This window comes from Neogemmobacter tilapiae, from assembly GCF_014652215.1.
GTDB lineage: Bacteria > Pseudomonadota > Alphaproteobacteria > Rhodobacterales > Rhodobacteraceae > Neogemmobacter > Neogemmobacter tilapiae.
Genome location: NZ_BMYJ01000012.1, coordinates 1 through 20,391 on the forward strand (window position 1 = coordinate 1; position 20,391 = coordinate 20,391).

Sequence of the window (20,391 nt, forward strand, 5' to 3'; positions counted from 1 at the left end):
CACAGTCCTCAAACGAGGATCAAAATGGACCCCCACCGCAATCTGAACACGGTTGCTACGGTTCGTGGGGTGTGTCGGTGGGTCTGTTCTTTTCGTGATGGATCAGCGGGAAGGGGGGAAGCCAAGCCTCGCGTCGGAGGGTCCAGAGTTCGTAGGTGGGGGTGAACTGGTCGGGGGCGTCGAAGGCGCCGAGGTTCAATTCAACCTCATTCCCGCTGCGGCCAAAGACGGGCGAGCCGCAGTTGGGGCAGAAATGCCGGTTGTTGTAATGCCGCGTTTCGCCCTGCACCGTGACGGCGCTGGCGGGAAAGATCGCCGAGCCATGAAACAGCGCCCCGTGATGCTTGCGGCAATCGAGACAATGGCACAGGCCCACGCGATTGGGCTGGCCCTTGGCGAGGAAGCGGACCTTGCCGCAGAGACAGCCGCCGGGGTGTTGGGACATTTTGGGGCCTTGGGTTGGCGTTTGCGCCGACATTGTGGGGAAGTGCCGAGTCGGGGCAAGCCCCCGACCTACGCATGGCGGAAAAGATGAGAAGCGCCGCCAATTGGTTTGGCGAGGTCGGTGCGGCTGAGTGGCGAGCGCGAAAACAACCTTCTGATTGTGCGGCTATGAACCTGCTGGCAACTTGTATTTTGCAGGGATGTTGATCACGCGACCGTCCTTTGTCACATATCGTTCATCCAGACGCGCCGCTTTGATTTTGCCTTTCGGCAGTTCAAACAAGGGTTTCAACGACCTTGCGCGCGCTAACCGCCCCGGTGGGCATACGACGTCGATCTGCTTTGCACCCGGTAGAGCCCGCGCCATTGCGACGGCGCTGGACATATCCGTGTCTGCGGAAATGACAATGGCCCGATCAAAAAGGTCAAGGAACGTGTCCTTCACCAAGTGAATCGCAATGTTGACATCGGTTTCTTTCTCTTCGTGGGTTTGGTACTGGGCACCGCAGACTTTGCATTTCAGAAATTTCTTCTTGAAGTTCCCTGCGATGAATTCGACGCCTTCACATCGAAGAGCCTCGACGTAAGCGCGATGTCGCAGCATTGCATCGGGCATCCAAGTCGCAAAGGCCGAGAAGTATTTCACAGCGTTAAGAATTTCATTTTCGCGGATTATGCTGTTCGAAAGCCTGCGCAGGCACAGCCATTTGAGGCTGTCATCGTGCAGTTCGTCGAGCGCATGATAAAGGTTGAATCCGTCAATATAGACAGCGACGCGACGTTGAGCATTCCCTTGCATGCAACCCCCAAAGAAAAAGGCCGCGCCTTTCAGCGCGGCCCTATCTCGCCGGATATACCGAACGAGGTGGATAACTGAAATATGGGCGCTTTGGCGTCCCTGTCAACACGCTATAGCGTGAAATGGTTCACGAATGGTGAACAGCAGTGTTCGCTTGCCCCCTCACCCCTGCAACGTCCGCACCCCATAGCCCTCATCCCGCGCCTTCATCGCGCTTACCGCGGCAATCGCGGCGGCGGCGGTTGTGAAATAGGGGATCTTGTCCATCAAAGCCACGCGGCGGATGTCGCGGCTGTCGCTGATCGACTGGGTGCCCTCGGTCGTGTTCATGACCAGCGTGATGTCGCCATTCTTCAGCGAATCCACGATGTTGGGGCGACCCTCATAGACCTTATTGACGGCGGTCGCGGCCACGCCTTGGGCGGTCAGCCAAGCGGCGGTGCCTTTGGTGGCGGTGATGGTAAAGCCCATGGTCAGCAGGCCGCGGGCGGCGTCGGCGAGACCTTGGGTCTTGTCCATGTCCTTGACCGACAGGAAGACGCGGCCGCCGGTGGGCAGGGTCATGCCCGCGCCCATCTGGGCCTTGAGGAAGGCCAGCGCAAAGGTGCGGTCCCAGCCCATGACCTCACCCGTCGAACGCATTTCCGGCCCGAGCAGAGGATCGACGCCGGGGAAGCGGGCGAAGGGGAGGACGGCCTCTTTCACCGAGAACCACGGGGTTTTCGGATCGGCCAGCGTCAGCGGGTCCATCAGGGGCAGGGGGGTGTCGGGGCCGACGCCGGCGGGATAGGCCGGGCGCAGGGGGAAGTTCGACAGGGGTTCGCCGGCCATCAGACGGGCGGCGATGGAGGCGATGGCAGAATCGGTGGCCTTGGCGACGAAGGGCACGGTGCGGGAGGCGCGGGGGTTCACCTCGAGCACATAGATCGTGCCGTCCTTGATGGCGAACTGGACGTTCATGAGGCCCACGACATTCAGGGCGCGGGCCATGATGACGGTTTGGCGCTTGAGTTCCTCCACCGTTTCGGCGCTGAGGGAATGGGGGGGGAGGCAGCAGGCGGAATCGCCGGAATGGACGCCGGCCTCTTCGATATGTTCCATGATGCCCGCGACATGGACGTTCTGGCCGTCAGACAAGGCATCGACGTCAACCTCAATGGCGCCCGACAGATAGCTGTCGAGCAGAACGGGGCTGTCGCCGGAAACTTGGACGGCGGTGGCGATGTAGCGTTCCAACTGGGCGTCTTCGCGGATGATCTCCATCGCGCGACCGCCGAGGACGAAGGAGGGGCGGATGACGAGGGGGTAGCCGACTTGGGCGGCGACTTTGAAGGCTTCGTCGCGCGAACGGGCGGTGCCGTTGATGGGTTGTTTGAGGTTGAGGCTGTTCAGCAGTTGCTGGAAACGCTCACGATCCTCGGCCAGATCAATGGCGTCGGGGGTGGTGCCAAGGATGGGGATGCCTTCGGCGTGAAGGGCATTGGCGAGTTTCAGCGGGGTCTGGCCGCCGAACTGGACGATGACGCCATGAAGGGTGCCGTTTTCCTGCTCAACGCGCAGGATTTCGAGGACATGCTCCAAAGTGAGCGGTTCGAAATAAAGGCGGTCCGAGGTGTCGTAGTCGGTGGACACGGTTTCGGGGTTGCAGTTGACCATGATGGTTTCATAGCCCGCCGCGGTCAGCGCATAGCAAGCATGGCAGCAGCAATAGTCGAATTCGATGCCTTGGCCGATGCGGTTGGGGCCGCCGCCGAGGATGACGACCTTTTTGGCGTCGGAGGGGCGGGATTCGCATTCCACGTCGCCCATCGCGGGGGCCTCATAGGTGGAATACATATAGGGGGTCTGGGCCTCAAACTCGGCGGCGCAGGTGTCGATGCGTTTGAAGACGGCCTTGACGCCCAGATTGCGGCGGGCGCGGCGGACTTGCGATTCATCCCGGCCCGTCAATTTGGCCAGACGGGCGTCGGTGAAGCCCATCATTTTCAGGTGGCGCAGGGCTTCGGTGGTGACGGGGAGGCCGTCTTTGCGAACTTGCGCTTCGGTGTCGATGATTTCGCGGATGCGGTTCAGGAACCACGGGTCAAAGGCGGTGGCGGCTTGGATGTCGTCGTTGGTGAGGCCATGGCGCATGGCTTGGGCGATCACGCGCAGGCGGTCGGGGGTGGCTTGGCTGAGGGCCTTGGTGATGGCCGCTTTGTCCGGGGCGCCGGGGATGGTGATTTCGTCAAAGCCCGAAAGGCCGGTTTCCAAAGACGCCAGCGCCTTTTGCAGCGATTCGTGGATGGTGCGGCCAATCGCCATCGCCTCGCCCACCGATTTCATCGCGGTGGTCAGGTTGGGTTCGGAGCCGGGGAATTTTTCGAAGGCAAAGCGGGGGATTTTGGTGACAACATAGTCGATGGAGGGTTCAAACGAGGCGGGCGTGACCTTGGTGATGTCGTTGTCCAACTCGTCCAGCGTATAGCCCACGGCCAGTTTCGCGGCGATTTTCGCAATCGGGAAACCCGTCGCCTTCGACGCCAGCGCCGACGAGCGCGACACACGCGGGTTCATCTCGATCACGACCATGCGCCCATCGGCGGGGTTGATCGCCCATTGGACGTTGGAACCACCCGTTTCCACGCCAATCTCGCGCAGGACGGCGATGCTGCCGTTGCGCATGATTTGGTATTCTTTGTCGGTCAGCGTCAGCGCCGGGGCCACAGTGATCGAATCGCCGGTATGCACGCCCATCGGATCGACGTTTTCGATGGAACAGATGATGATGGCGTTGTCGGCAGTGTCGCGGACCACCTCCATCTCATACTCTTTCCAGCCGAGAAGCGATTCATCGACCAGAACCTGCGCCATGGGGCTGGCCTCAAGCCCCGAACGCACAATCGCTTCATAATCATCGCGGTTATAGGCGACGCCGCCGCCCGTGCCGCCCAGGGTAAAGGCGGGGCGGATGATTGCGGGCAGGCCCACATATTCCAGTTGCGAGACGGCTTCGGCGACACCTGCGGCGATGTCATATTTGCCGTCGGCTTTTTTCGGCGCAGCGATGATGGTGGCCTTGGGGTTTTCCAGACCGATGCGGTCCATCGCCTCGCGGAACAGCTTGCGGTCTTCGGCCATTTCGATGGCCGCGCGTTTTGCGCCAATCAGTTCGACGTTGAATTTGTCGAGCACGCCCATATCGGCCAAGGCCAGCGCCGTGTTCAGCCCGGTCTGCCCGCCCATCGTGGGCAGCAGGGCGTCGGGGCGTTCTTTTTCGATGATCTTGGCCACGACTTCGGGCGTGATCGGTTCGATATAGGTGGCATCCGCCAGACCCGGATCGGTCATAATCGTTGCCGGGTTCGAGTTGACCAGAATGACCCGGTAGCCTTCTTCGCGCAGCGCCTTACAGGCCTGTGCGCCGGAATAGTCAAACTCACAGGCTTGTCCGATGACGATGGGCCCCGCGCCGATGATCATGATCGATTGGATATCGGTCCGTTTCGGCATGGCAGGCCCCTTTGGTATGCGCAAAATTGCGCGGGTTATAGCCATGCGCGGCCCCGGCGCAAGGGTATTCGCAAAGCAAATGGGCCAGAGGTTTCCCTCTGGCCCATGTCTTGTGTCACAAGGATCAGTGTGCTTCGCCCACGGCCTTTTCGGCGGCGGCGATCATCGCCTGCCGTTGCTTGATCCGGTCGCCCATCGGCGGACCTTCGAAGCGGCGGTTTTCAATGGCCACCCAGATCACCAGCGCTAGAGCGATAAAGCCCACGGTGATTTCCAGCGCCCAGTCGTTCGGAGCCTGAATGCCGATGAAGAAGATGAGAGCCATCGAAATCAGCGACAGGACGGCGACCAGTTTGTACATGCCGATCCCCATGTTCCAGATGCCCATGACCGGCCATTTCGGGCCGCCGATGGTGAACAGCCCCAGCCCGATGGGAAGGGCGAAGGAGAGGAACAGGAAGATCACGGTGCAGGACACAACGATCGAATAGGCCGGGGTGCCCGCGATGGTGACCATCGAGGTCAGCCAGACGAACAGAACAGCCAAGATCGAAGCGGTCCAGATGGCCGCGACCGGGGTCCGCAGTTTCGGGTTCACCGTGGCCAGCGATTTGGAGATGCCGGGCACCCCGTTGTCACGGGCAAAGGCGAAGAGCATCCGGCTGGCCGAGGTGACCGTGGCCAGACCGCAGAGGCACTGGGCGACGAAGATGAGGACGTAGAGCACCATCTTGAGCGTCGGATCCACCTGCGCATCCATCCCCCAGAAGAACACGTTCCAGCCCTGTTTGGCGGCGTCGTCCATGTTCGGCAGCATAAGGATGAAAGAGCAGAGCATGATCCAGCCAAAGAGGCCCGACCAGATCACCGAGGACACCATGCCCTTGGGCACGGAGATCGAGGCTTTCAGCGTTTCTTCGGAGGTGTGGGCCGAGGCGTCATAGCCGGTGATCGTATAGACCGGCAGCAGAAGACCCAGAAGGAAAGCCATGCCGCCACCGACAGCCACAGGCCAGACGCCGCTGGCGCCTTCGGTGCCGGTGTAGTTGCCAAAGGTCCACAGGCGGCTGAATTCCAGCGTGTCAGCCGAGATCAGGCAGACAACAGCCAGAACGGCGGAAGTGGCCAGAATCAGGAAGCCCGAGAAGTCGGTCAGTTTGGCGGTCAGGCCGATGCCGTAATGGTTGATCAGGGCCTGAACGCCAGTGAGGACGCCCACGAAAGCGACACGGGTGGTCAGCGTGTCTTCCATACCGAAGTAGGCACCGAACGCGCCGAAGAAGAAGTAATAGGTGCCGACGTTGATGGCACCCAGAACGGTGACAAGGCCAAGCAGGTTGAGCCAAGCCGAGAGCCAACCGGTGAAGCGGTTCCCAAGGATGGAGCCCCAGTGATAAAGGCCGCCAGCGGTGGGATAGGCCGAGGAGATCTGCGCCAAGCAGAGGGCGAACACGCCGGAAATCAACACGCCAAGGGGCCAACCCAGACCGATGGCTGCGCCACCGGCACCAGAGGTGGCTTGACCGAGCGAGTTGATCCCGCCCGAGAGGATACAGATAATCGAGAAGGAAATCGCAAAGTTGGAAAAGCGGCTCATCGACCGCGAAAGTTCCTGAGCATAGCCCATGTCGTGGAGGAGCTTCTTGTCCTCTGACTTATCCTTATCGGTATAGTCCCGCATGTTGATACCGTCTCCCTTCGAGATATGGCGTTGTTTGGGTGAAGGGTTGCTTCCCTGCCCCAAGATATTGTTGAGGTCGCCCATCGGGCTGCCTGGCGGCATGGAAGCCCAAAAGTTTCATTTCGGCAAGCACTGAATAAATCGTTACAAAGTTGTTGTGCCGGTTTTCCGGGCAAATGCGGCGGAATGAGGCTGGCAGGCCACGGTGCGGCGCATTATTTGACAGGTTCGGTTCAGGATCGGGGCAGGCAGTGATCTATGTCGAACATGGGCCCGATGGGGGGGCGGCGCTGTTTGAAGGGGCGCAGCGACTGATCCGGGCGGATCGGGCGGAAGAGGTTCTGCCGGCGCTGGCGGCGCTGGATGCGGCACGGGCGGATGGTTTCTGGGTGGCGGGCTGGATGGGCTATGAGGCGGGCTATGCCTTGGAGCCTCGGCTGTTGTCCTTGATGCCCAAGGGGGCGGGGCCCTTGCTGAGGTTCGGGGTGTTCGAGGGGCCGGGGGATGCGGCAGGGGCCTTGGCGCGGCAGCGGCCGGAGCGGGCGGTTTTGTCAGAACTGGTGCCGATGGTTTCGCGAGGGGGCTATGACGAGGCCTTTGTAAAGGTGCAGGGGTATATTGCGGCGGGGGATTGCTATCAGATCAACCTGACCTTTCCGATGGAGGGGCGGCTTTTGGGGGGAAGCGCGTGGGATCTGATGGGGGCCTTGGCGGCGCGGCAAAGGGTGGGTGAGGGGGCGTTTTGTGATTTCGGGGAAGGGCCGGTGATCGTGTCGCGGTCGCCGGAGTTGTTCTTTGCGGTGGACGGGGCTGGGCAGATCACGGCGCGGCCGATGAAGGGGACAGCGCCAAGGGGGGCGAATGCGGCGGAAGATGCGGCCTTGGCGGGGGCTTTGCAGGCGTCGGAAAAAGACCGGGCGGAAAATCTGATGATCGTGGATTTGCTGCGGAACGACATCGGGCGGCTGTCGCGGGTGGGGTCGGTTAGGGTGCCGGAACTGTTCGCGGTGGAACGCTATGCGACGGTGCATCAGATGGTGAGCCGGGTGGTGGGGCAGCTGGTGGAGGGGGCTTCGATGGCAGGGCTGATGGCGGCCTTGTTCCCCTGCGGGTCGGTGACCGGGGCACCGAAGATCCGGGCGATGGAGATCATCCGGGAAGTGGAGGGTTTTGCGCGGGGGGCCTATTGCGGGGCGGTGGGCTGGATGGCGCCGGACGGTCGGGCGCATTTCAACGTGGCGATCCGGACGTTGCGGATCGAGGGGGACCTCGTGACGCTGAATGTGGGGGGCGGGGTTGTGGCGGACAGCCGGGCGGACAGCGAATGGGAGGAAGCACTGTGGAAAGCGCGTTTCGCGACGGGGCTTTCGAGCCGGGGTTAAGGCTGATTGAAACGCTGGGGGCGCGGGGCGGGCAATTGGTGCGGCTGGAGCGGCATCTGGCGCGGCTGGAAGCCTCGGCGGGGCGGTTGGGGTTTGTGTTTGATGGGGCCGCGGCCGAGGCGGCGTTGCGGGGGGCCTTAAGCGGATCGGATCAGCGGCTGCGGCTGACGCTGGCGCGGGATGGTTCGGTGGCGGTGACGGCGGGGGCTTTGGCGGCGAATCCGGCAGAATGGCGGGTGGCTGTGTCGGAGGTGCGGTTGCGGGCCGAGGATCCTTGGCTGGGGGTCAAGACGACGAAGCGGCGGCTTTATGATGAGACGCGGGCGGGGCTGGTGGCCGGGCTGGATGAGGTGATCTTTGCGAACGCGCGGGGGGAGGTTTGCGAGGGGACGATCAGCAACATTTTCTTTGATCGCGGCGATGGGCTGATGACGCCGCCGCTGTCTTGCGGCCTGCTGCCGGGGGTCTTGCGGGCCGAGATGCTGGACAGCGGGGCCTGTGCGGAAGGTGTTTTGCGGCTGGAGGATTTGGGCCAGGTGCGGCGTTGGCTGGGCAACAGCCTGCGGGGGTTGATCCCTGCATCCATCGGCATGGCTTCGCCATAAGCCTATGCATTCAAGGGGGCTTTGCCCCCTGTTCGCTGACGCTCACACCCCCAGGTATTTTGGGCAAGATGAATGGGAAAGGGCGGCATTTTTCCCAAGTTCCTTGACTTCCCCCCGCCTTCGCGTTGTATCGGCCCCGATGAATGGAGTGACCCCGATGAGCATCTATCGCAGCCATACCTGCGCCCAACTGAACAAGGCCGATGTGGGCCAGAATGTCCGCCTTTCGGGTTGGGTGCATCGGGTGCGCGATCATGGCGGTGTCTTGTTCGTCGATCTGCGCGACCATTACGGCATCACGCAGGTTCTGGCCGACAGCGACAGCCCCGCCTTTGCAGGGATTGAAAAGCTGCGCGCGGAATGGGTTGTGCAGATTGATGGCCGGGTCAAAGGGCGCGATGCGTCGTTGGTGAACCCGAAGCTGCCGACCGGCGAGATTGAGGTTTATGCCACCGGCATCACCGTTCTGGGGCAGGCCGATGAATTGCCGATGCCGGTTTTCGGCGATGTGGATTACCCCGAAGAAACCCGCCTGACCTATCGTTTCCTCGATCTTCGCCGCGAAAAGCTGCATCAGAACATGATGCTGCGGTCGAACGTCGTGCGTTCGCTGCGCAACCGGATGTGGGATCAGGGCTTCAACGAATTCCAGACGCCGATCATCACGGCCTCGTCGCCCGAAGGTGCGCGCGATTTTCTGGTGCCTTCGCGGCTGCATCCGGGCAAGTTCTATGCCCTGCCGCAAGCGCCGCAGCAGTTCAAACAGTTGATCATGGTGGCGGGCTTTGACCGCTATTTCCAGATCGCGCCTTGCTTCCGGGATGAAGACCCGCGCGCCGACCGTTCGCCAACCGACTTTTACCAGTTGGACGTGGAAATGTCTTTCGTCGAACAGGAAGACATCTTTGCCGCCGTCCAGCCGGTCATTCAGGGCCTGTTCGAAGAATTTGGCAAAGGCCGCAAGATTGATGCCAACTGGCCGCGCATCGCCTATCGGGATTCGCTTTTGTGGTATGGGTCGGACAAGCCCGACCTGCGCAACCCGATCAAGATGCAGGTGGTGTCGGATCATTTCCGCGGCTCGGGCTTTGCGATCTTTGCGAAACTGCTGGAGCAGGAAGGGACCGAGGTCCGCGCCATTCCTGCGCCGACGGGCGGCAGCCGCAAGTTTGCCGACCGGATGAACGCCTTTGCCCAGAAGGAAGGCCTGCCGGGGATGGGTTACATCATCTGGCGCGAGGCCGAGGATGGTTCGGGGATGGAGGCCGCAGGGCCTTTGGCGAAAAACATCGGGCCAGAGCGGACGGAGGCCATTCGCGTTCAACTGGGTCTGGGTCTGGGCGACGCGGCGTTCTTCCTGGGCGGCAAGCCGGAGCAGTTCGAGGCGGTCGCAGGCCGCGCGCGGAACGAGATTGGCCGCGAATTGGGGCTGACCGAGACGGATACCTTCCGTTTCGCCTGGATCGTCGATTTCCCGATGTATGAAAAGACGGATGACGGCAAGATCGACTTTAGCCACAACCCGTTCTCGATGCCGCAAGGCGGGCTGGAGGCGCTGAATGGTGATCCGCTGAAGGTCTATGCCTATCAGTACGATCTGGCCTGCAATGGCTATGAGCTGATCTCGGGCGGCATCCGCAACCACAAGCCGGAAATCATGTACAAGGCCTTTGAACTGGCGGGTTATCCCAACAGCGAAGTGGACAAGCGCTTTGGCGGCATGGTCAAAGCCTTCAAATACGGCGCACCGCCCCATGGCGGTTGTGCGATGGGGATTGACCGGGCGGTGATGCTGCTGGCGGATGAGGCGAACATTCGCGAGGTGATCATGTTCCCGATGAACCAAAGGGCGGAAGATCTGCTGATGGGTGCCCCGTCGGAGCCGATGAACAACCAGCTGCGCGAATTGGGTCTGCGGGTGGTGCCCAAGGAATGATGCTCTACACCGCCTCGGTTCCCGTCTTGCGGCATTATCTGGGGCAGGTGTCCCGGATTGTCGAACGGGTGTCCGAGGCGGATTTGCAGGCGCAGTTGGGCGATGCTTTTCCCGCGGGCCAGCAGTTCGGCATTGCCGCGGGCTATGCCCTGCGGATCGCCTGCCCCTTGGCGGGGCGCGAGGTGCCGGATCTACCCAGCGCACTGGCCCCCCGGCTGGCCATTGCGCGGGCGACCTTGGGCGCCATGCGGGTTGAGGAGTTTGAGGGGGCCGAGGGGCGGGTGATCCTGCACCGGGCGGGGCAGGCCGATCTGGAACAGACGGCGAGTGATTTTCTGTTCCTATATGGAATGCCGAATTTCTTTTTTCATCTGACAATGGGTTATGCGGCCTTGCGCGGGGCCGGGGTTCCGCTGGGGAAGGCCGATTTTGATGGGCAGCATGTTTATGCCGAGGGTTTTCGTTTTTAGCCCGCCTTCCTGATCGTCACGTGACGGAAGGGCTTTTCTGCCGCGTCAAAGGGAATATGCTGGCCCTATTGGGAGGAAGGCATGACCGACCGGCAGATCATTGCAGCAACACGTTTTGGCTATGGCCTTCCATTGCCCGCAGGCGCACCGGTTGAGGCGGGAGCAATGCTTTCGCTGCTTGCAGGGCCGGATACGGCGGCCGTGCAATGGCCGGGGGTGCATCTGGACGAAGCGATTTTGCTGTTCGGGGCGAGCTATGAGGCGCGGCTGGCGCGCCGCACGGATGACGCGGCGCGGATTGATTTTCGCCGGGCGCTGGAACAGGTGAACCGGCAGGCCGCGGCGGGACAGGCGGCGATCTTTGCGCGGGCTTTGGGCGCGCCGGATGGATTTCGTGAGCGTCTGGTGCAGTTTTGGGCCGACCATTTTACAACGGTTCCAAAGCTGTATGACCACAAGGGTGTGGTGCTTAGCCTTGCGGAAGATGCGGTGCGGCCGCATGTGGCGGGGCGCTTTGCGGAAATGTTGAAGGCGGCGACGCTGCATCCGGCGATGCTGCTGTTTCTGGATCAGCAAGTCTCGGTCGGGCCGAATTCGCGGCGGGCCAAGGACGGCAAGCGGGGTTTGAACGAGAATCTGGGTCGCGAACTGCTGGAGTTGCATACGCTGGGGGTTGGGGCCGGCTATTCGCAAGAGGACGTGCGGCAGATGGCCGAGCTGCTGACTGGTTTGATCGTGAAACCGCGGGAGGGGCAGGGGTTCAATCCGAAGGCAGCGGAGCCGGGGCCGGAGACGGTGTTGGGGCAGGTCTATGAAGGGAAGGGGGTGGAACCCATCCTGCGGGCGCTGGAGGATCTGGCTGTGCGGCCGGAAACGGGGCGGCATCTGGCGCGGAAACTGGCTGTGCATTTTGTGGCCGATGATCCACCAGAGGAGTTGGTGGTCGCGATGGCGCAAGCCTATGCTGAAACGGGCGGATCGCTGTTGGCGGTCTATGGGGCCTTGTTGAACCATCCTTTGGCCTGGGAAGGGCCGCTGACAAAGCTGCGGCAACCGTTCGATTTTCTGGTGGCGGGGCTGCGGGGTTTGGGGGTTGCGGCGGATACGCTGGTGGGGATGAAGCCGAAGGCGTTCGAGCGGCTTTTGCTGGAGCCGATGGCGGCGATGGGCCAGCCGATGAACCGGGCCGGGGGGCCGGACGGTTGGCCGGAAGAGGCCGAGGCTTGGATCACGCCGCAGCGTCTGGCGGCGCGGATCACTTGGGCGATGCAGGTGCCCAGTCGTTTGGTCAAGCCGCTGCCAGAGCCTTTGGTCTTGGCCCAAGGGGCCTTGGGGGGGCGGCTGGGGGAAAGGCTGGAACTGGCATTGGGCGGGGCGGAAAGTCGTCGGGATGCGGTTGGGCTGGTGTTGTCCAGCCCGGAATTCAACAGAAGGTAGGGGCGATGGACCGGCGTGCATTCCTGCGGCAATCCTTGGCCAGCGTCGCCTGTTCGGCGGCGGCACATCCCTTGCTGACGACGGTGACCTTGGCGAGCGGGGCGGCGGCCTTGGGGGATAAAAGGCTGATCGTTGTGATCTTGCGGGGGGCGATGGATGGGCTGGATGTGGTGCAGCCTTTGGGTGATCCGCTGTTCCGGGACTATCGGCCCAATCTGGGGCGGAAGACGGGGGCCACCGATCTGGACGGCTATTTCGGTTTGCATCCTTTGCTGGGGGGGCTGATGCCGCTGTGGTCGAAGGGCGAGTTGGCCTTTGTTCATGCGACGTCGACCCCCTATCGCGACAAGAGGAGCCATTTTGACGGGCAGGATCTGCTGGAGGCGGGGACGGGCTCGGACCTGTTGCTGGGGCAGACGCAGCGGGATGGCTGGATGAACCGGATGTTGCAGGCGATTCCGGGGCTGACGGCGGAAACGGCCTATGCTTTTGGCAATGAGGCGGCCCCTTTGCTGGTGGGGGCGGCCCCGGTGATGAACTGGTCGCCGGAACTGTCGCTGGATCTGACGCCGCAAAGCCAGTTGTTGCTGGAGCATATCTACAAGGGTGACCCGTTGTTCGCGGCCTCGGCGGCGGGAGCTTTGGAACTGTCTGCCGAGATGGCGGGGATGGACCTGCGTGAGGGGGCGGGCGGCGGACCGTTGGCGGGGATCGATCCGTTGGTGGATTTTGCGGCAAGCCGCCTGGCCGAGGAAACGCGGATTGCAGCCTTTTCGCTGGGTGGGTGGGACACGCATCGAACGCAGAAAACAGCGATCCAGCGGTCCCTGAAACAATTGGAACATCTGATCCTGCGGCTGCGGGAAAAGCTGGGGCCCGCGGTCTGGGGGCAAAGCGTGTTGCTGACGATGACGGAATTCGGGCGGACGGCGCGGGAAAACGGATCGAAAGGCACCGACCACGGCACGGGGGGGCTGATGATCGCTGCGGGAGGCGCGGTCAACGGGGGACGGGTCTTGGGCCGCTGGCCGGGGCTGGACGAGGCCGCGCTTTATGACCGGCGTGATCTGATGCCGACATCGGATGTGCGCGATTGGGCAGCCTATGCGATGCGGGGCCTGTATGGCTTTGACAAGGGTCTGCTAGAAAAGGTGGTCTTTCCGGGCCTGATTCTGGGCGACGATCCGGGGCTTATTCTGTAGGGACGGCCGATGAAGAAAGAGTTTGGTGTGGCGCTGGCGGATTGGAAAGCGCCGGTTCGCCCGGAGGGTGTTCGGCTGGAGGGGGCCTATGTCGGGGCCGAGCCGCTGACAACGGCCCATGCAGCCGATCTGTTCCGCGCCTATCAGGCGGATGCCGGGGTTTGGGATTATCTGCCCTATGGGCCTTATGCGAGCCTCGCCGACTATGCCGCCTGGGTGGAAAAGGTGCAGGGCGGCAGCGATCCGGTTTTTCTGGCGCTGCGCGATCGGGCAACGGGGCGGTTTGGGGGCGTGGCCTCTTACCTGCGGATCACGCCCGAGGTGGGGACGATTGAGGTGGGGCATATCAATCTGGCGCCAGAATTGCAGCGCGGGCGGGCGGCGACCGAGACGATGTTCCTGATGATGGACTGGGCCTTTGCGGCGGGCTATCGGCGGTATGAGTGGAAATGTGATGCCTTGAACATGCCGTCGCGCCGGGCGGCACAGCGTTTGGGCTTTTCTTATGAGGGGACGTTCCGGCAGGCGGCGGTGGTCAAGGGCCGCAATCGTGACACAGCGTGGTTTTCGGTGATCGACGGGGAGTGGCCGCGCCTGCGGGCCGCGTTTGAAACCTGGCTTTCACCCACAAACTTTACGCCGGACGGGATACAGGTCCAAAGCCTGTCTGGCCTGACCCGTGGACCAGGTTTTCAACCCGATCCGGCACTGGCCTGAGGCCTCAACGCCAGCAGACTGGGCCAATGCGCGCCTGAAGGGCCGGGATCAGTGCATCGGTTTGGCCGGTCTGACCGGCCCAAGCCACCTGATTGGCCAATTCGGCATCGCGGGTGCAGCGGGCGATACCGCGCAGCAGGGCCAAAAGATAGCTTTGGGTGGTGATGTCAGGGCCAGCCGTCAACCCATCCAGCGCCAACTGCAAGTCATCCCGCAGTGACAGATTGTCGGGTGGAGGGCTTGCGCTGGGCATGGCGACCTTGCCGCGGCGCAAGGCGGGGAACCAAGGCGACAAAAGGAAGGACAAGGCCTGACCCGACGGCAGCGGTTTTTCCAAAAAGCCCCAGGCCCCGGCGGCCAAGGCTGGCTCGCGGCCGGTCGGATCGGCGCTGCATGCCAAAAGGATAGGTCGTTGCGTCGAATCGCGCGCGAGTTGACGGATCAATGTGGTTCCCGACCCGTCTGGCAGGCCCAGATCAATGATGATCGCATCGGGACGGTAGGTGCGCAGGTGCCCCCGCGCCTGTTCCAACGTGGCGGCCCGCCGCATCCGCGCCCCCAGACGGCGGAGGGACAGGCGCAAGGCCTCGGCTGCTTGGCGGCTGTCTTCGACCACCAGAACCGTCAAGCCTTTCAGGGGAAGGTCGTTCGGCACCGAAGCAGGCAGATGGCTGGCCGTGGTGAGGGAAACGGCGTTCTGATCGGCTAGAATCGGCATTGGGGCACCTGCTACATCGACATGACCCAGCATCGCGCGCAAACGGTTAATAAGAAGTTAACAAAGCTTGATCCGGCGGAACTTGAGGGGCGGGGGACAACAGGGCATAAGCAAGGGAAAGGAGCGGGCGATGATCGGACGGTTGAACCATGTGGCGATTGCCGTGCCCGATCTGGCGCGGGCGATGGTGCAGTATCGCGCGGCTTTGGGGGCCGAGGTGGGGCCGCCGCAGGATTTGCCCGAACATGGGGTGACGGTGGTTTTCATTACGCTGCCGAATACCAAGATCGAATTGCTGCATCCTTTGGGGGCAGGGTCGCCGATTGCGGGGTTTTTGGAAAAGAACCCGGGGGGTGGTATTCATCACATCTGCTATGAGGTGGAGGATCTTGCCGCGGCGCGCACCCATTTGCAGGCCGAAGGGGCGCGGGTTCTGGGGGATGGAAGGCCAAAGATCGGGGCGCATGGCAAGCCGGTGCTGTTCCTGCATCCGAAAGACTTCAACGGCTGTCTGATCGAATTGGAAGAGATATGAGCATCACCGCCGCCATCGTGTTGTATTCGACGACCTGGTTCATGGTTCTGCTGATGGTCCTGCCGATGCGGGGCAAGACGCAGGAGGAGGCGGGGCATGTGGTGCCCGGTTCGGCCCGTTCGGCCCCCGAGGACGCGGGGATCGCGTGGAAGGCAAAGCTGACGACGCTGATTGCGACGGTTCTGTTCGTGATCTTTTATGGGATCATCACCTCGGGCTGGATCACCATCGCCGATCTGGACCGTCTGCGGCCCGATCTGGGGCCTTCGCAGGTTCAGGACTGACGCCAGAGGCGATGGAAAAGGTGGGTGAAGGTGGCAACGCCCAGCACGGGGATGATCAGGTTCAGCAGGGGCACAGATAGGGGCATGGCCATCAGGCAGCCCGCCAGCCAGATGCGGCCGGAATAAACGCGGCGCATGGCCTTTGCGCCGTCAAAGCCAAGGCGACGGGCAGCAACAAGGGTGAAATACTCACGGCCCAGCAGCCAGCCGTTCAGGCCGTAGAAAAGTAGCGGCACCAATGGCCCGGCGAATAGGAAGAGGAACAGCGCGAAAAAGTTGACGGCGACCAGCACGCCAAAGAAATTGACCGCTTGCACGAGGGATTGGGCCAGAGGCAGCGGAGTGACGGGGGGGAGATGGGGATAGTGCCGATCCTCGACCGCATCGGCGACGTCCTCAAGATACAAGCCACTGATCAGGGCGGCGACGGGGATCATCAAAAAGACCGAAAGGCCCAGCATCAAGAGCGCAGAGGCCCAGCTGACAAGGCTGGACAGACCCTGAACCTCGCCAATGAAGGGCAGGCCCAGATCATCCGGGACAAGGATGTCGAGGCCCCAGAGGAAAAGCGCATAGACGCCGGTCAGAAGGGCAAGCGAGAGGGCGATGCCCAAAAGGACGACCCGCAGAAAGCGCGGATCGCCCAGCTGGGCCAGCGCCTTGGCGAAATCGCCAAAGATCATGCGGAGACCCATTGGACGACGCGGGCCAGGTCGGGGCGGGGGCGGTCGGGGGCTGGGGTGCCCTGGGTGCCCAGATGGACAAAGCCCGCGATGGATTCGTGGGGGGCAAGGCCCAAGCCCAGTTCCAGAAAGCCGCGATCATAGGATGGCCAGCCCGACAGCCAGCAGGCCGCCCAACCGGCGGCTTGCGCCGCATTCAGCAGATTCTGGCACAGGGCCCCTGCCGAGAGGATTTGTTCGCTTTCAGGGACTTTGGTGCCCGACACGGGGGCGGAAACCACGGCGATGCACAGCTGCGATCGGGCGAATTGCCCACGGCCCTTGGCCGCCTGTTCGGCGTCAAGGCCGGTTTCTGCGGCGCGCTGTTCGGCGAAAGCGGCCAGACGGTCCAGCGCCGCGCGTTCCAGCACGATCAGCCGCCAAGGCTCTAGCTTGCCATGATCGGGCACGCGGAGGGCGGCTTGCAGGATGGGTTCCAGTTCGCTGCGCGAGGGGGCGGGGCCGGTCATCGCCTTGGCGGGATAGGATTGGCGGGCGGCCAGAAAGGCAAAGGCGGTAGAGTTGGACATGATGATCTTTCATTGCTTGGCTTTGGATTTGGGCAATGGCTGGCCGAAGGTCAAGCGATGGCCTTTTGCGCGCTGCGGATTTTGGCTATCACGGCGGCAGGGACAGAACGAGGGCTTTCGATGCAAAGACGGGCGATGTTGGTGGGCGCGATGGCTCTGACGTTGGGGGCCTGCGGGCGCAGACGGCGAGCCGAAGTGTCGCATGGTGGGCTGAACCACGGGGAAACGCCGGAGATGCGGGCCTTGGTCAACAAATATGCCCGGATCCACGACATTCCGCCCAGCCTGCTGCATCGGGTGATCCAGCGCGAAAGCGATTACAATGCGGGGGCGAGGAACGGGCCTTACTATGGCCTGATGCAGATCCTGCCGCAGACGGCACAGACGATGGGCTATCGGGGATCGCCGCAGGGGCTTTTGGATGCGGAAACCAACCTGATGTATGCGGGAAAGTATCTGAAGGGTGCTTGGATGGTGTCGCGGGGGAATGAGGACCGGGCCGTGATGTGGTATTCCAAAGGCTATTACTATGAGGCGAAACGTCTGGGCCTGCTGGAAGAAACCGGTCTGCGGGGGTGAAGGGCGCGCTTTCTGCGCTGGCCGTACCGGGGGCTTTGCTGGCTGTGAAGGTGACGCCCGGTGCCCGACGGCGGTTTGTCGAACTGCGGGATGGGGTTGTGCATATCGCGGTGGGTGAGGTGGCCGAAGGTGGCCGCGCCACCGAAGCGGCGCGGGTGGCTTTGGCCGAGGCGCTGGGGCTGGCCAAGACGCGGCTGGTGCTGGTGCGGGGGGAGATTTCGCGGGAGAAGGTGTTTCGGGTGACGTAGGATGGGCCATTGGCCCATCTTTGCGGAAAAGGAAGATGGGCCAATGGCCCATCCTACGTTGGCCTTGACTTTCCATGCAATCTGCCCCATCTGCCCCACAGTCCCAAGGCCCGTGCCGCGTGAGCACCTGATTGGCCCGGACAAAGGTTCCCACCTTCACGCAGGGGTTCCGCCGCGCGGACGGTCATGGGGGATGTGCCCCGGTGGCGAGGCTGGCGCGGCCCCTGATCGCCGCGGTGAGCGGCCCCTTGGCCCGCCTTTGGCAGGCCCGAAAGTGACATATGACTGACTTTAAATCCTTGGGTCTTTCCGACAAGATTCTGAAAGCCCTTGAAAAAACCAACCTGACGACGCCGACGCCCATTCAGGCGCAGGCCATTCCCCATATCATGCAGGGCCGTGACCTGATGGGTCTGGCCCAGACCGGCACCGGCAAGACGGCGGCCTTTGGCCTGCCCCTGATGCACCGCCTGCTGGATCTGGGCCATCCGCCGGGGCCGCGCAATGTGCGGGCGCTGATCCTGGCGCCCACCCGCGAGCTGACCACCCAGATCCGCGACAATCTGGAAATGTTTTCCAAAGGCACCGCCGTTTCCATCGCGATGGTCGTCGGCGGCGCTTCGATCAACAAGCAATCCGACCGGTTGAAGCGGGGTGCGGATGTGCTGGTCGCCACACCTGGACGTCTGATTGACCTGCTGGAGCGCGAGGCGGTGAGCCTAGAAAAATGCGCTTATCTGGTGCTGGATGAGGCGGATCATATGCTGGACATGGGGTTCATCCATGCCCTGAAGAAGATTGCGAAGCATATTCCTTTGCGCCGCCAGACGCTGCTGTTCAGCGCCACGATGCCGAAGGATATCGAGGACATCGCCAGCACCTATCTGCGCGATCCGGTCCGCGTTCAGGTCTCGCCCCCCGGCAAACCGGCAGACAAGATCACCCAAGGCGTTCACTTTATCCCCAATGGCGACAAGGCGCGTCTGCTGGAGGACTATCTGAAAAAGCATCCGGGCGAACAGGCGTTGGTGTTCGGGCGGACGAAACATGGTTCGGAAAAGCTGATGAAACTGCTGGCTGCCTGGGGTTTCAAGGCCGGATCGATCCACGGCAACAAAAGCCAGAACCAGCGCGACCGGACGCTGACCGAGTTCAAATCGGGGCAGTTGGATGTGTTGGTGGCCACCGATGTGGCGGCACGGGGGATTGATATTCCGACGGTGCGGCACGTCTATAACTATGACATGCCGAATGTGCCGGAAAACTATGTCCACCGTATCGGACGGACGGCACGGGCGGGGGCCGAGGGTTCCTCGATTTCCTTCTGCGCGCCGATTGAAATGGACGAGTTGAAAGCGATTGAGAAGGTCTTGAAAAAAGCCATTCCGGTGGTGGGTGGTGCGCCTTGGTCGACCGAGGCGATTGCCTTGGCCGGGCCAAAGCCGGGGCAGAACCGGGGTGGCGGTCAGGGCCGTGGCCGTCCGCCGCAAGTGCGGGGGCAGGCCGGGGCGGTGAAACCGTTTGGGGCCAAGCCCGCCGGGGCGAAGCCGCAGAGCGCACGTCCGCAGGGGCAGCGTCCGGCGGCGGCGAAACCGATGGGGGCAGGGGCTGGAAAGCCGCCACGCCGCGCCGGTGGGGGCGGGCAGTCGCGCCCGGCACGCTGAGAAAGCCAAAGGTCTTGCGCCCTTAGGGTGCGAGACCTATTCTAAATCTATGATGTTCATGTCGACATATTTCCCGCTGATCTGAACGGCCTTGGTTCGCCGTGGTGCGCAAGCGCCGATCAGATCAAACGGCCCCGCCAGCGGGTGCCGAGAGGAGATGTGCAATGTCTGAAGACATGGAGACAGGTCTGACCGAGGGTCAGATTACAGGCTTTATCGAAGATGGTTTCGTCTGCCTTGCCAAGGCTTTCCCCGCCGAACTGGCGCAGGAATGTCGGGCCGAGCTTTGGCGCGAGATGCGGCTTTCCCCCGATAAGCCTGAGGGCTGGATTGATCCGGTCCGGCGGCTTGCTTGGAAAAGCACGGCCCCGTTTGTCGCCGCAGGAAATACGCCGATGCTGCATCGGGCCTATGACCAGTTGGCGGGTACGGGACGTTGGCACAGGCCGACGGGGCTGGGCAGTCTGGTGGTTCGCTTTCCTTCGGTTGCAGCAACGGGGGATGACGGCTGGCATGTGGACATGAGCTTTGGCGATTCCCCGGATTTCATGGAATGGCGCGTGAATGTGAAAAGCAGTCATCGGGCGTTGTTGATGCTGTTCCTTTTGTCGGATGTCGGGCCAAAAGACGCGCCGACACGGATCAGGAAGGGGTCGCACCGGATCATCGCGCGGGAGCTGCTGCCCTATGGGGGCGAAGGTGCAAGTTTGCGGCAATTGTCGGCAGAGAACTATGTCTCGACGACCGCTTGCGAAGAGGCCTTGGCGACAGGGCCAGCAGGCACGGTGTATCTGTGCCATCCTTTCCTTGTTCATGCGGCACAGGCGCATCGGGGTGCAGTGCCGCGCTTCCTTGCGCAACCGCCCCTGCGGCCTGTGGCCGAGTTTGACCCGGCGCTGCCACCTTCGCCGGTGCAGATGGCCATCCGACAGGCCTGCGGACTGGC

Annotated in this window: 20 protein-coding genes; 13 read left to right on the plus strand and 7 right to left on the minus strand. The window is 62.5% G+C overall.

What is annotated here, in order from left to right; translation table 11 throughout:
• Window positions 1-55: 55 nt before the first annotated feature.
• From IE095_RS15985 to IE095_RS16000, 4 genes are all read right to left on the minus strand, one after another.
• Window positions 56-445 (minus strand): GFA family protein, encoded by a 390-nt coding sequence (locus IE095_RS15985; protein ID WP_189412909.1) that lies wholly within the window; start codon window positions 443-445, stop codon window positions 56-58.
• Window positions 446-610: 165 nt separating this feature from the next.
• Window positions 611-1,243, minus strand: coding sequence for an NYN domain-containing protein (locus tag IE095_RS15990; RefSeq protein ID WP_189412911.1), 633 nt, complete (start codon window positions 1,241-1,243; stop codon window positions 611-613).
• 162 nt (window positions 1,244-1,405) lie between these two features.
• Window positions 1,406-4,735, minus strand: a complete 3,330-nt coding sequence (carB, locus tag IE095_RS15995) for a carbamoyl-phosphate synthase large subunit (protein ID WP_189412919.1) — start codon at window positions 4,733-4,735, stop codon at window positions 1,406-1,408.
• Window positions 4,736-4,859: 124 nt separating this feature from the next.
• Complete coding sequence (locus IE095_RS16000; protein WP_189412921.1) at window positions 4,860-6,416, minus strand: amino acid permease; 1,557 nt, start codon at window positions 6,414-6,416, stop codon at window positions 4,860-4,862.
• 251 nt (window positions 6,417-6,667) lie between these two features.
• Between IE095_RS16000 and IE095_RS16005 the strand changes: the two genes are divergently transcribed.
• The 7 genes from IE095_RS16005 to IE095_RS16035 all read left to right on the plus strand — a co-directional run bounded on the left by IE095_RS16005 (window position 6,668) and on the right by IE095_RS16035 (window position 14,165).
• Window positions 6,668-7,798, plus strand: a complete 1,131-nt coding sequence (locus IE095_RS16005; protein ID WP_229804858.1) for an aminodeoxychorismate synthase component I — start codon at window positions 6,668-6,670, stop codon at window positions 7,796-7,798.
• Window positions 7,756-8,403: an aminotransferase class IV family protein gene (locus IE095_RS16010; RefSeq protein WP_229804859.1), complete on the plus strand. Its 648-nt coding sequence runs from the start codon at window positions 7,756-7,758 to the stop codon at window positions 8,401-8,403. The genes IE095_RS16005 and IE095_RS16010 overlap by 43 nt, the downstream gene beginning before the upstream one ends.
• 157 nt (window positions 8,404-8,560) lie before the next feature.
• Window positions 8,561-10,339, plus strand: coding sequence for an aspartate--tRNA ligase (aspS, locus tag IE095_RS16015; RefSeq protein ID WP_189412927.1), 1,779 nt, complete (start codon window positions 8,561-8,563; stop codon window positions 10,337-10,339).
• Window positions 10,336-10,809, plus strand: coding sequence for a DUF1993 family protein (locus IE095_RS16020; protein WP_189412929.1), 474 nt, complete (start codon window positions 10,336-10,338; stop codon window positions 10,807-10,809). Before aspS ends, IE095_RS16020 begins: the two co-directional genes overlap by 4 nt.
• 81 nt (window positions 10,810-10,890) lie before the next feature.
• Entirely contained in the window at window positions 10,891-12,246 is a 1,356-nt protein-coding gene (locus tag IE095_RS16025) for a DUF1800 domain-containing protein (RefSeq protein WP_229804861.1), read from the plus strand.
• Window positions 12,247-12,251: 5 nt separating this feature from the next.
• The gene (locus tag IE095_RS16030; RefSeq protein ID WP_189412931.1) at window positions 12,252-13,448 is read left to right on the plus strand and encodes a DUF1501 domain-containing protein; all 1,197 of its coding nucleotides are present in this window, start codon (window positions 12,252-12,254) and stop codon (window positions 13,446-13,448) included.
• 9 nt (window positions 13,449-13,457) lie between these two features.
• Window positions 13,458-14,165, plus strand: coding sequence for a GNAT family N-acetyltransferase (locus IE095_RS16035; protein ID WP_189412934.1), 708 nt, complete (start codon window positions 13,458-13,460; stop codon window positions 14,163-14,165).
• A 4-nt stretch (window positions 14,166-14,169) separates the two neighbouring features.
• Here IE095_RS16035 and IE095_RS16040 read toward each other — a convergent pair whose 3' ends face one another.
• Window positions 14,170-14,883 carry a response regulator gene (locus tag IE095_RS16040; RefSeq protein ID WP_189412936.1) on the minus strand — a complete coding sequence of 238 codons (714 nt, stop codon included), beginning with the start codon at window positions 14,881-14,883 and terminating at the stop codon, window positions 14,170-14,172.
• Between the two features lie 130 nt (window positions 14,884-15,013).
• Between IE095_RS16040 and mce the strand changes: the two genes are divergently transcribed.
• Both mce and IE095_RS16050 read left to right on the plus strand, forming a co-directional pair.
• Entirely contained in the window at window positions 15,014-15,418 is a 405-nt protein-coding gene (mce, locus tag IE095_RS16045; RefSeq protein ID WP_189412938.1) for a methylmalonyl-CoA epimerase, read from the plus strand.
• Entirely contained in the window at window positions 15,415-15,702 is a 288-nt protein-coding gene (locus IE095_RS16050) for a DUF1467 family protein (protein ID WP_189412940.1), read from the plus strand. The genes mce and IE095_RS16050 overlap by 4 nt, the downstream gene beginning before the upstream one ends.
• Here the strand turns inward: IE095_RS16050 and IE095_RS16055 are convergent.
• Entirely contained in the window at window positions 15,693-16,397 is a 705-nt protein-coding gene (locus IE095_RS16055; protein WP_229804863.1) for an EI24 domain-containing protein, read from the minus strand. The two genes, IE095_RS16050 and IE095_RS16055, sit on opposite strands and share 10 nt — an antisense overlap.
• The gene (locus IE095_RS16060) at window positions 16,382-16,954 is read right to left on the minus strand and encodes a nitroreductase family protein (protein ID WP_189412942.1); all 573 of its coding nucleotides are present in this window, start codon (window positions 16,952-16,954) and stop codon (window positions 16,382-16,384) included. The genes IE095_RS16055 and IE095_RS16060 overlap by 16 nt, the downstream gene beginning before the upstream one ends.
• Window positions 16,955-17,104: 150 nt before the next feature.
• Here IE095_RS16060 and IE095_RS16065 point away from each other — a divergent pair, with 150 nt between their 5' ends.
• From IE095_RS16065 to IE095_RS16080, 4 genes are all read left to right on the plus strand, one after another.
• Window positions 17,105-17,533 carry a lytic transglycosylase domain-containing protein gene (locus IE095_RS16065; protein WP_229804865.1) on the plus strand — a complete coding sequence of 143 codons (429 nt, stop codon included), beginning with the start codon at window positions 17,105-17,107 and terminating at the stop codon, window positions 17,531-17,533.
• Entirely contained in the window at window positions 17,530-17,781 is a 252-nt protein-coding gene (locus IE095_RS16070; RefSeq protein ID WP_189412946.1) for a DUF167 domain-containing protein, read from the plus strand. The genes IE095_RS16065 and IE095_RS16070 overlap by 4 nt, the downstream gene beginning before the upstream one ends.
• A gap of 281 nt (window positions 17,782-18,062) precedes the next feature.
• Complete coding sequence (locus IE095_RS16075) at window positions 18,063-19,445, plus strand: DEAD/DEAH box helicase (RefSeq protein WP_189412948.1); 1,383 nt, start codon at window positions 18,063-18,065, stop codon at window positions 19,443-19,445.
• A 164-nt stretch (window positions 19,446-19,609) separates the two neighbouring features.
• The coding region (locus IE095_RS16080) for a phytanoyl-CoA dioxygenase family protein (RefSeq protein WP_189412950.1) at window positions 19,610-20,391 on the plus strand (782 nt) is incomplete at its 3' end.

What these genes read in the sequence shown, in the direction of transcription:
- IE095_RS15985 (WP_189412909.1), bottom strand. Translation starts at nt 445, where the DNA reads ATGTCCCAACACCCCGGCGGCTGTCTCTGCGGCAAGGTCCGCTTCCTC.
- IE095_RS15990 (WP_189412911.1), bottom strand. Translation starts at nt 1,243, where the DNA reads ATGCAAGGGAATGCTCAACGTCGCGTCGCTGTCTATATTGACGGATTC.
- carB (WP_189412919.1), bottom strand. Translation starts at nt 4,735, where the DNA reads ATGCCGAAACGGACCGATATCCAATCGATCATGATCATCGGCGCGGGG.
- IE095_RS16000 (WP_189412921.1), bottom strand. Translation starts at nt 6,416, where the DNA reads ATGCGGGACTATACCGATAAGGATAAGTCAGAGGACAAGAAGCTCCTC.
- aspS (WP_189412927.1), top strand. Translation starts at nt 8,561, where the DNA reads ATGAGCATCTATCGCAGCCATACCTGCGCCCAACTGAACAAGGCCGAT.
- IE095_RS16020 (WP_189412929.1), top strand. Translation starts at nt 10,336, where the DNA reads ATGATGCTCTACACCGCCTCGGTTCCCGTCTTGCGGCATTATCTGGGG.
- IE095_RS16025 (WP_229804861.1), top strand. Translation starts at nt 10,891, where the DNA reads ATGACCGACCGGCAGATCATTGCAGCAACACGTTTTGGCTATGGCCTT.
- IE095_RS16030 (WP_189412931.1), top strand. Translation starts at nt 12,252, where the DNA reads ATGGACCGGCGTGCATTCCTGCGGCAATCCTTGGCCAGCGTCGCCTGT.
- IE095_RS16035 (WP_189412934.1), top strand. Translation starts at nt 13,458, where the DNA reads ATGAAGAAAGAGTTTGGTGTGGCGCTGGCGGATTGGAAAGCGCCGGTT.
- IE095_RS16040 (WP_189412936.1), bottom strand. Translation starts at nt 14,883, where the DNA reads ATGCCGATTCTAGCCGATCAGAACGCCGTTTCCCTCACCACGGCCAGC.
- mce (WP_189412938.1), top strand. Translation starts at nt 15,014, where the DNA reads ATGATCGGACGGTTGAACCATGTGGCGATTGCCGTGCCCGATCTGGCG.
- IE095_RS16050 (WP_189412940.1), top strand. Translation starts at nt 15,415, where the DNA reads ATGAGCATCACCGCCGCCATCGTGTTGTATTCGACGACCTGGTTCATG.
- IE095_RS16055 (WP_229804863.1), bottom strand. Translation starts at nt 16,397, where the DNA reads ATGGGTCTCCGCATGATCTTTGGCGATTTCGCCAAGGCGCTGGCCCAG.
- IE095_RS16060 (WP_189412942.1), bottom strand. Translation starts at nt 16,954, where the DNA reads ATGTCCAACTCTACCGCCTTTGCCTTTCTGGCCGCCCGCCAATCCTAT.
- IE095_RS16065 (WP_229804865.1), top strand. Translation starts at nt 17,105, where the DNA reads ATGGCTCTGACGTTGGGGGCCTGCGGGCGCAGACGGCGAGCCGAAGTG.
- IE095_RS16075 (WP_189412948.1), top strand. Translation starts at nt 18,063, where the DNA reads ATGACTGACTTTAAATCCTTGGGTCTTTCCGACAAGATTCTGAAAGCC.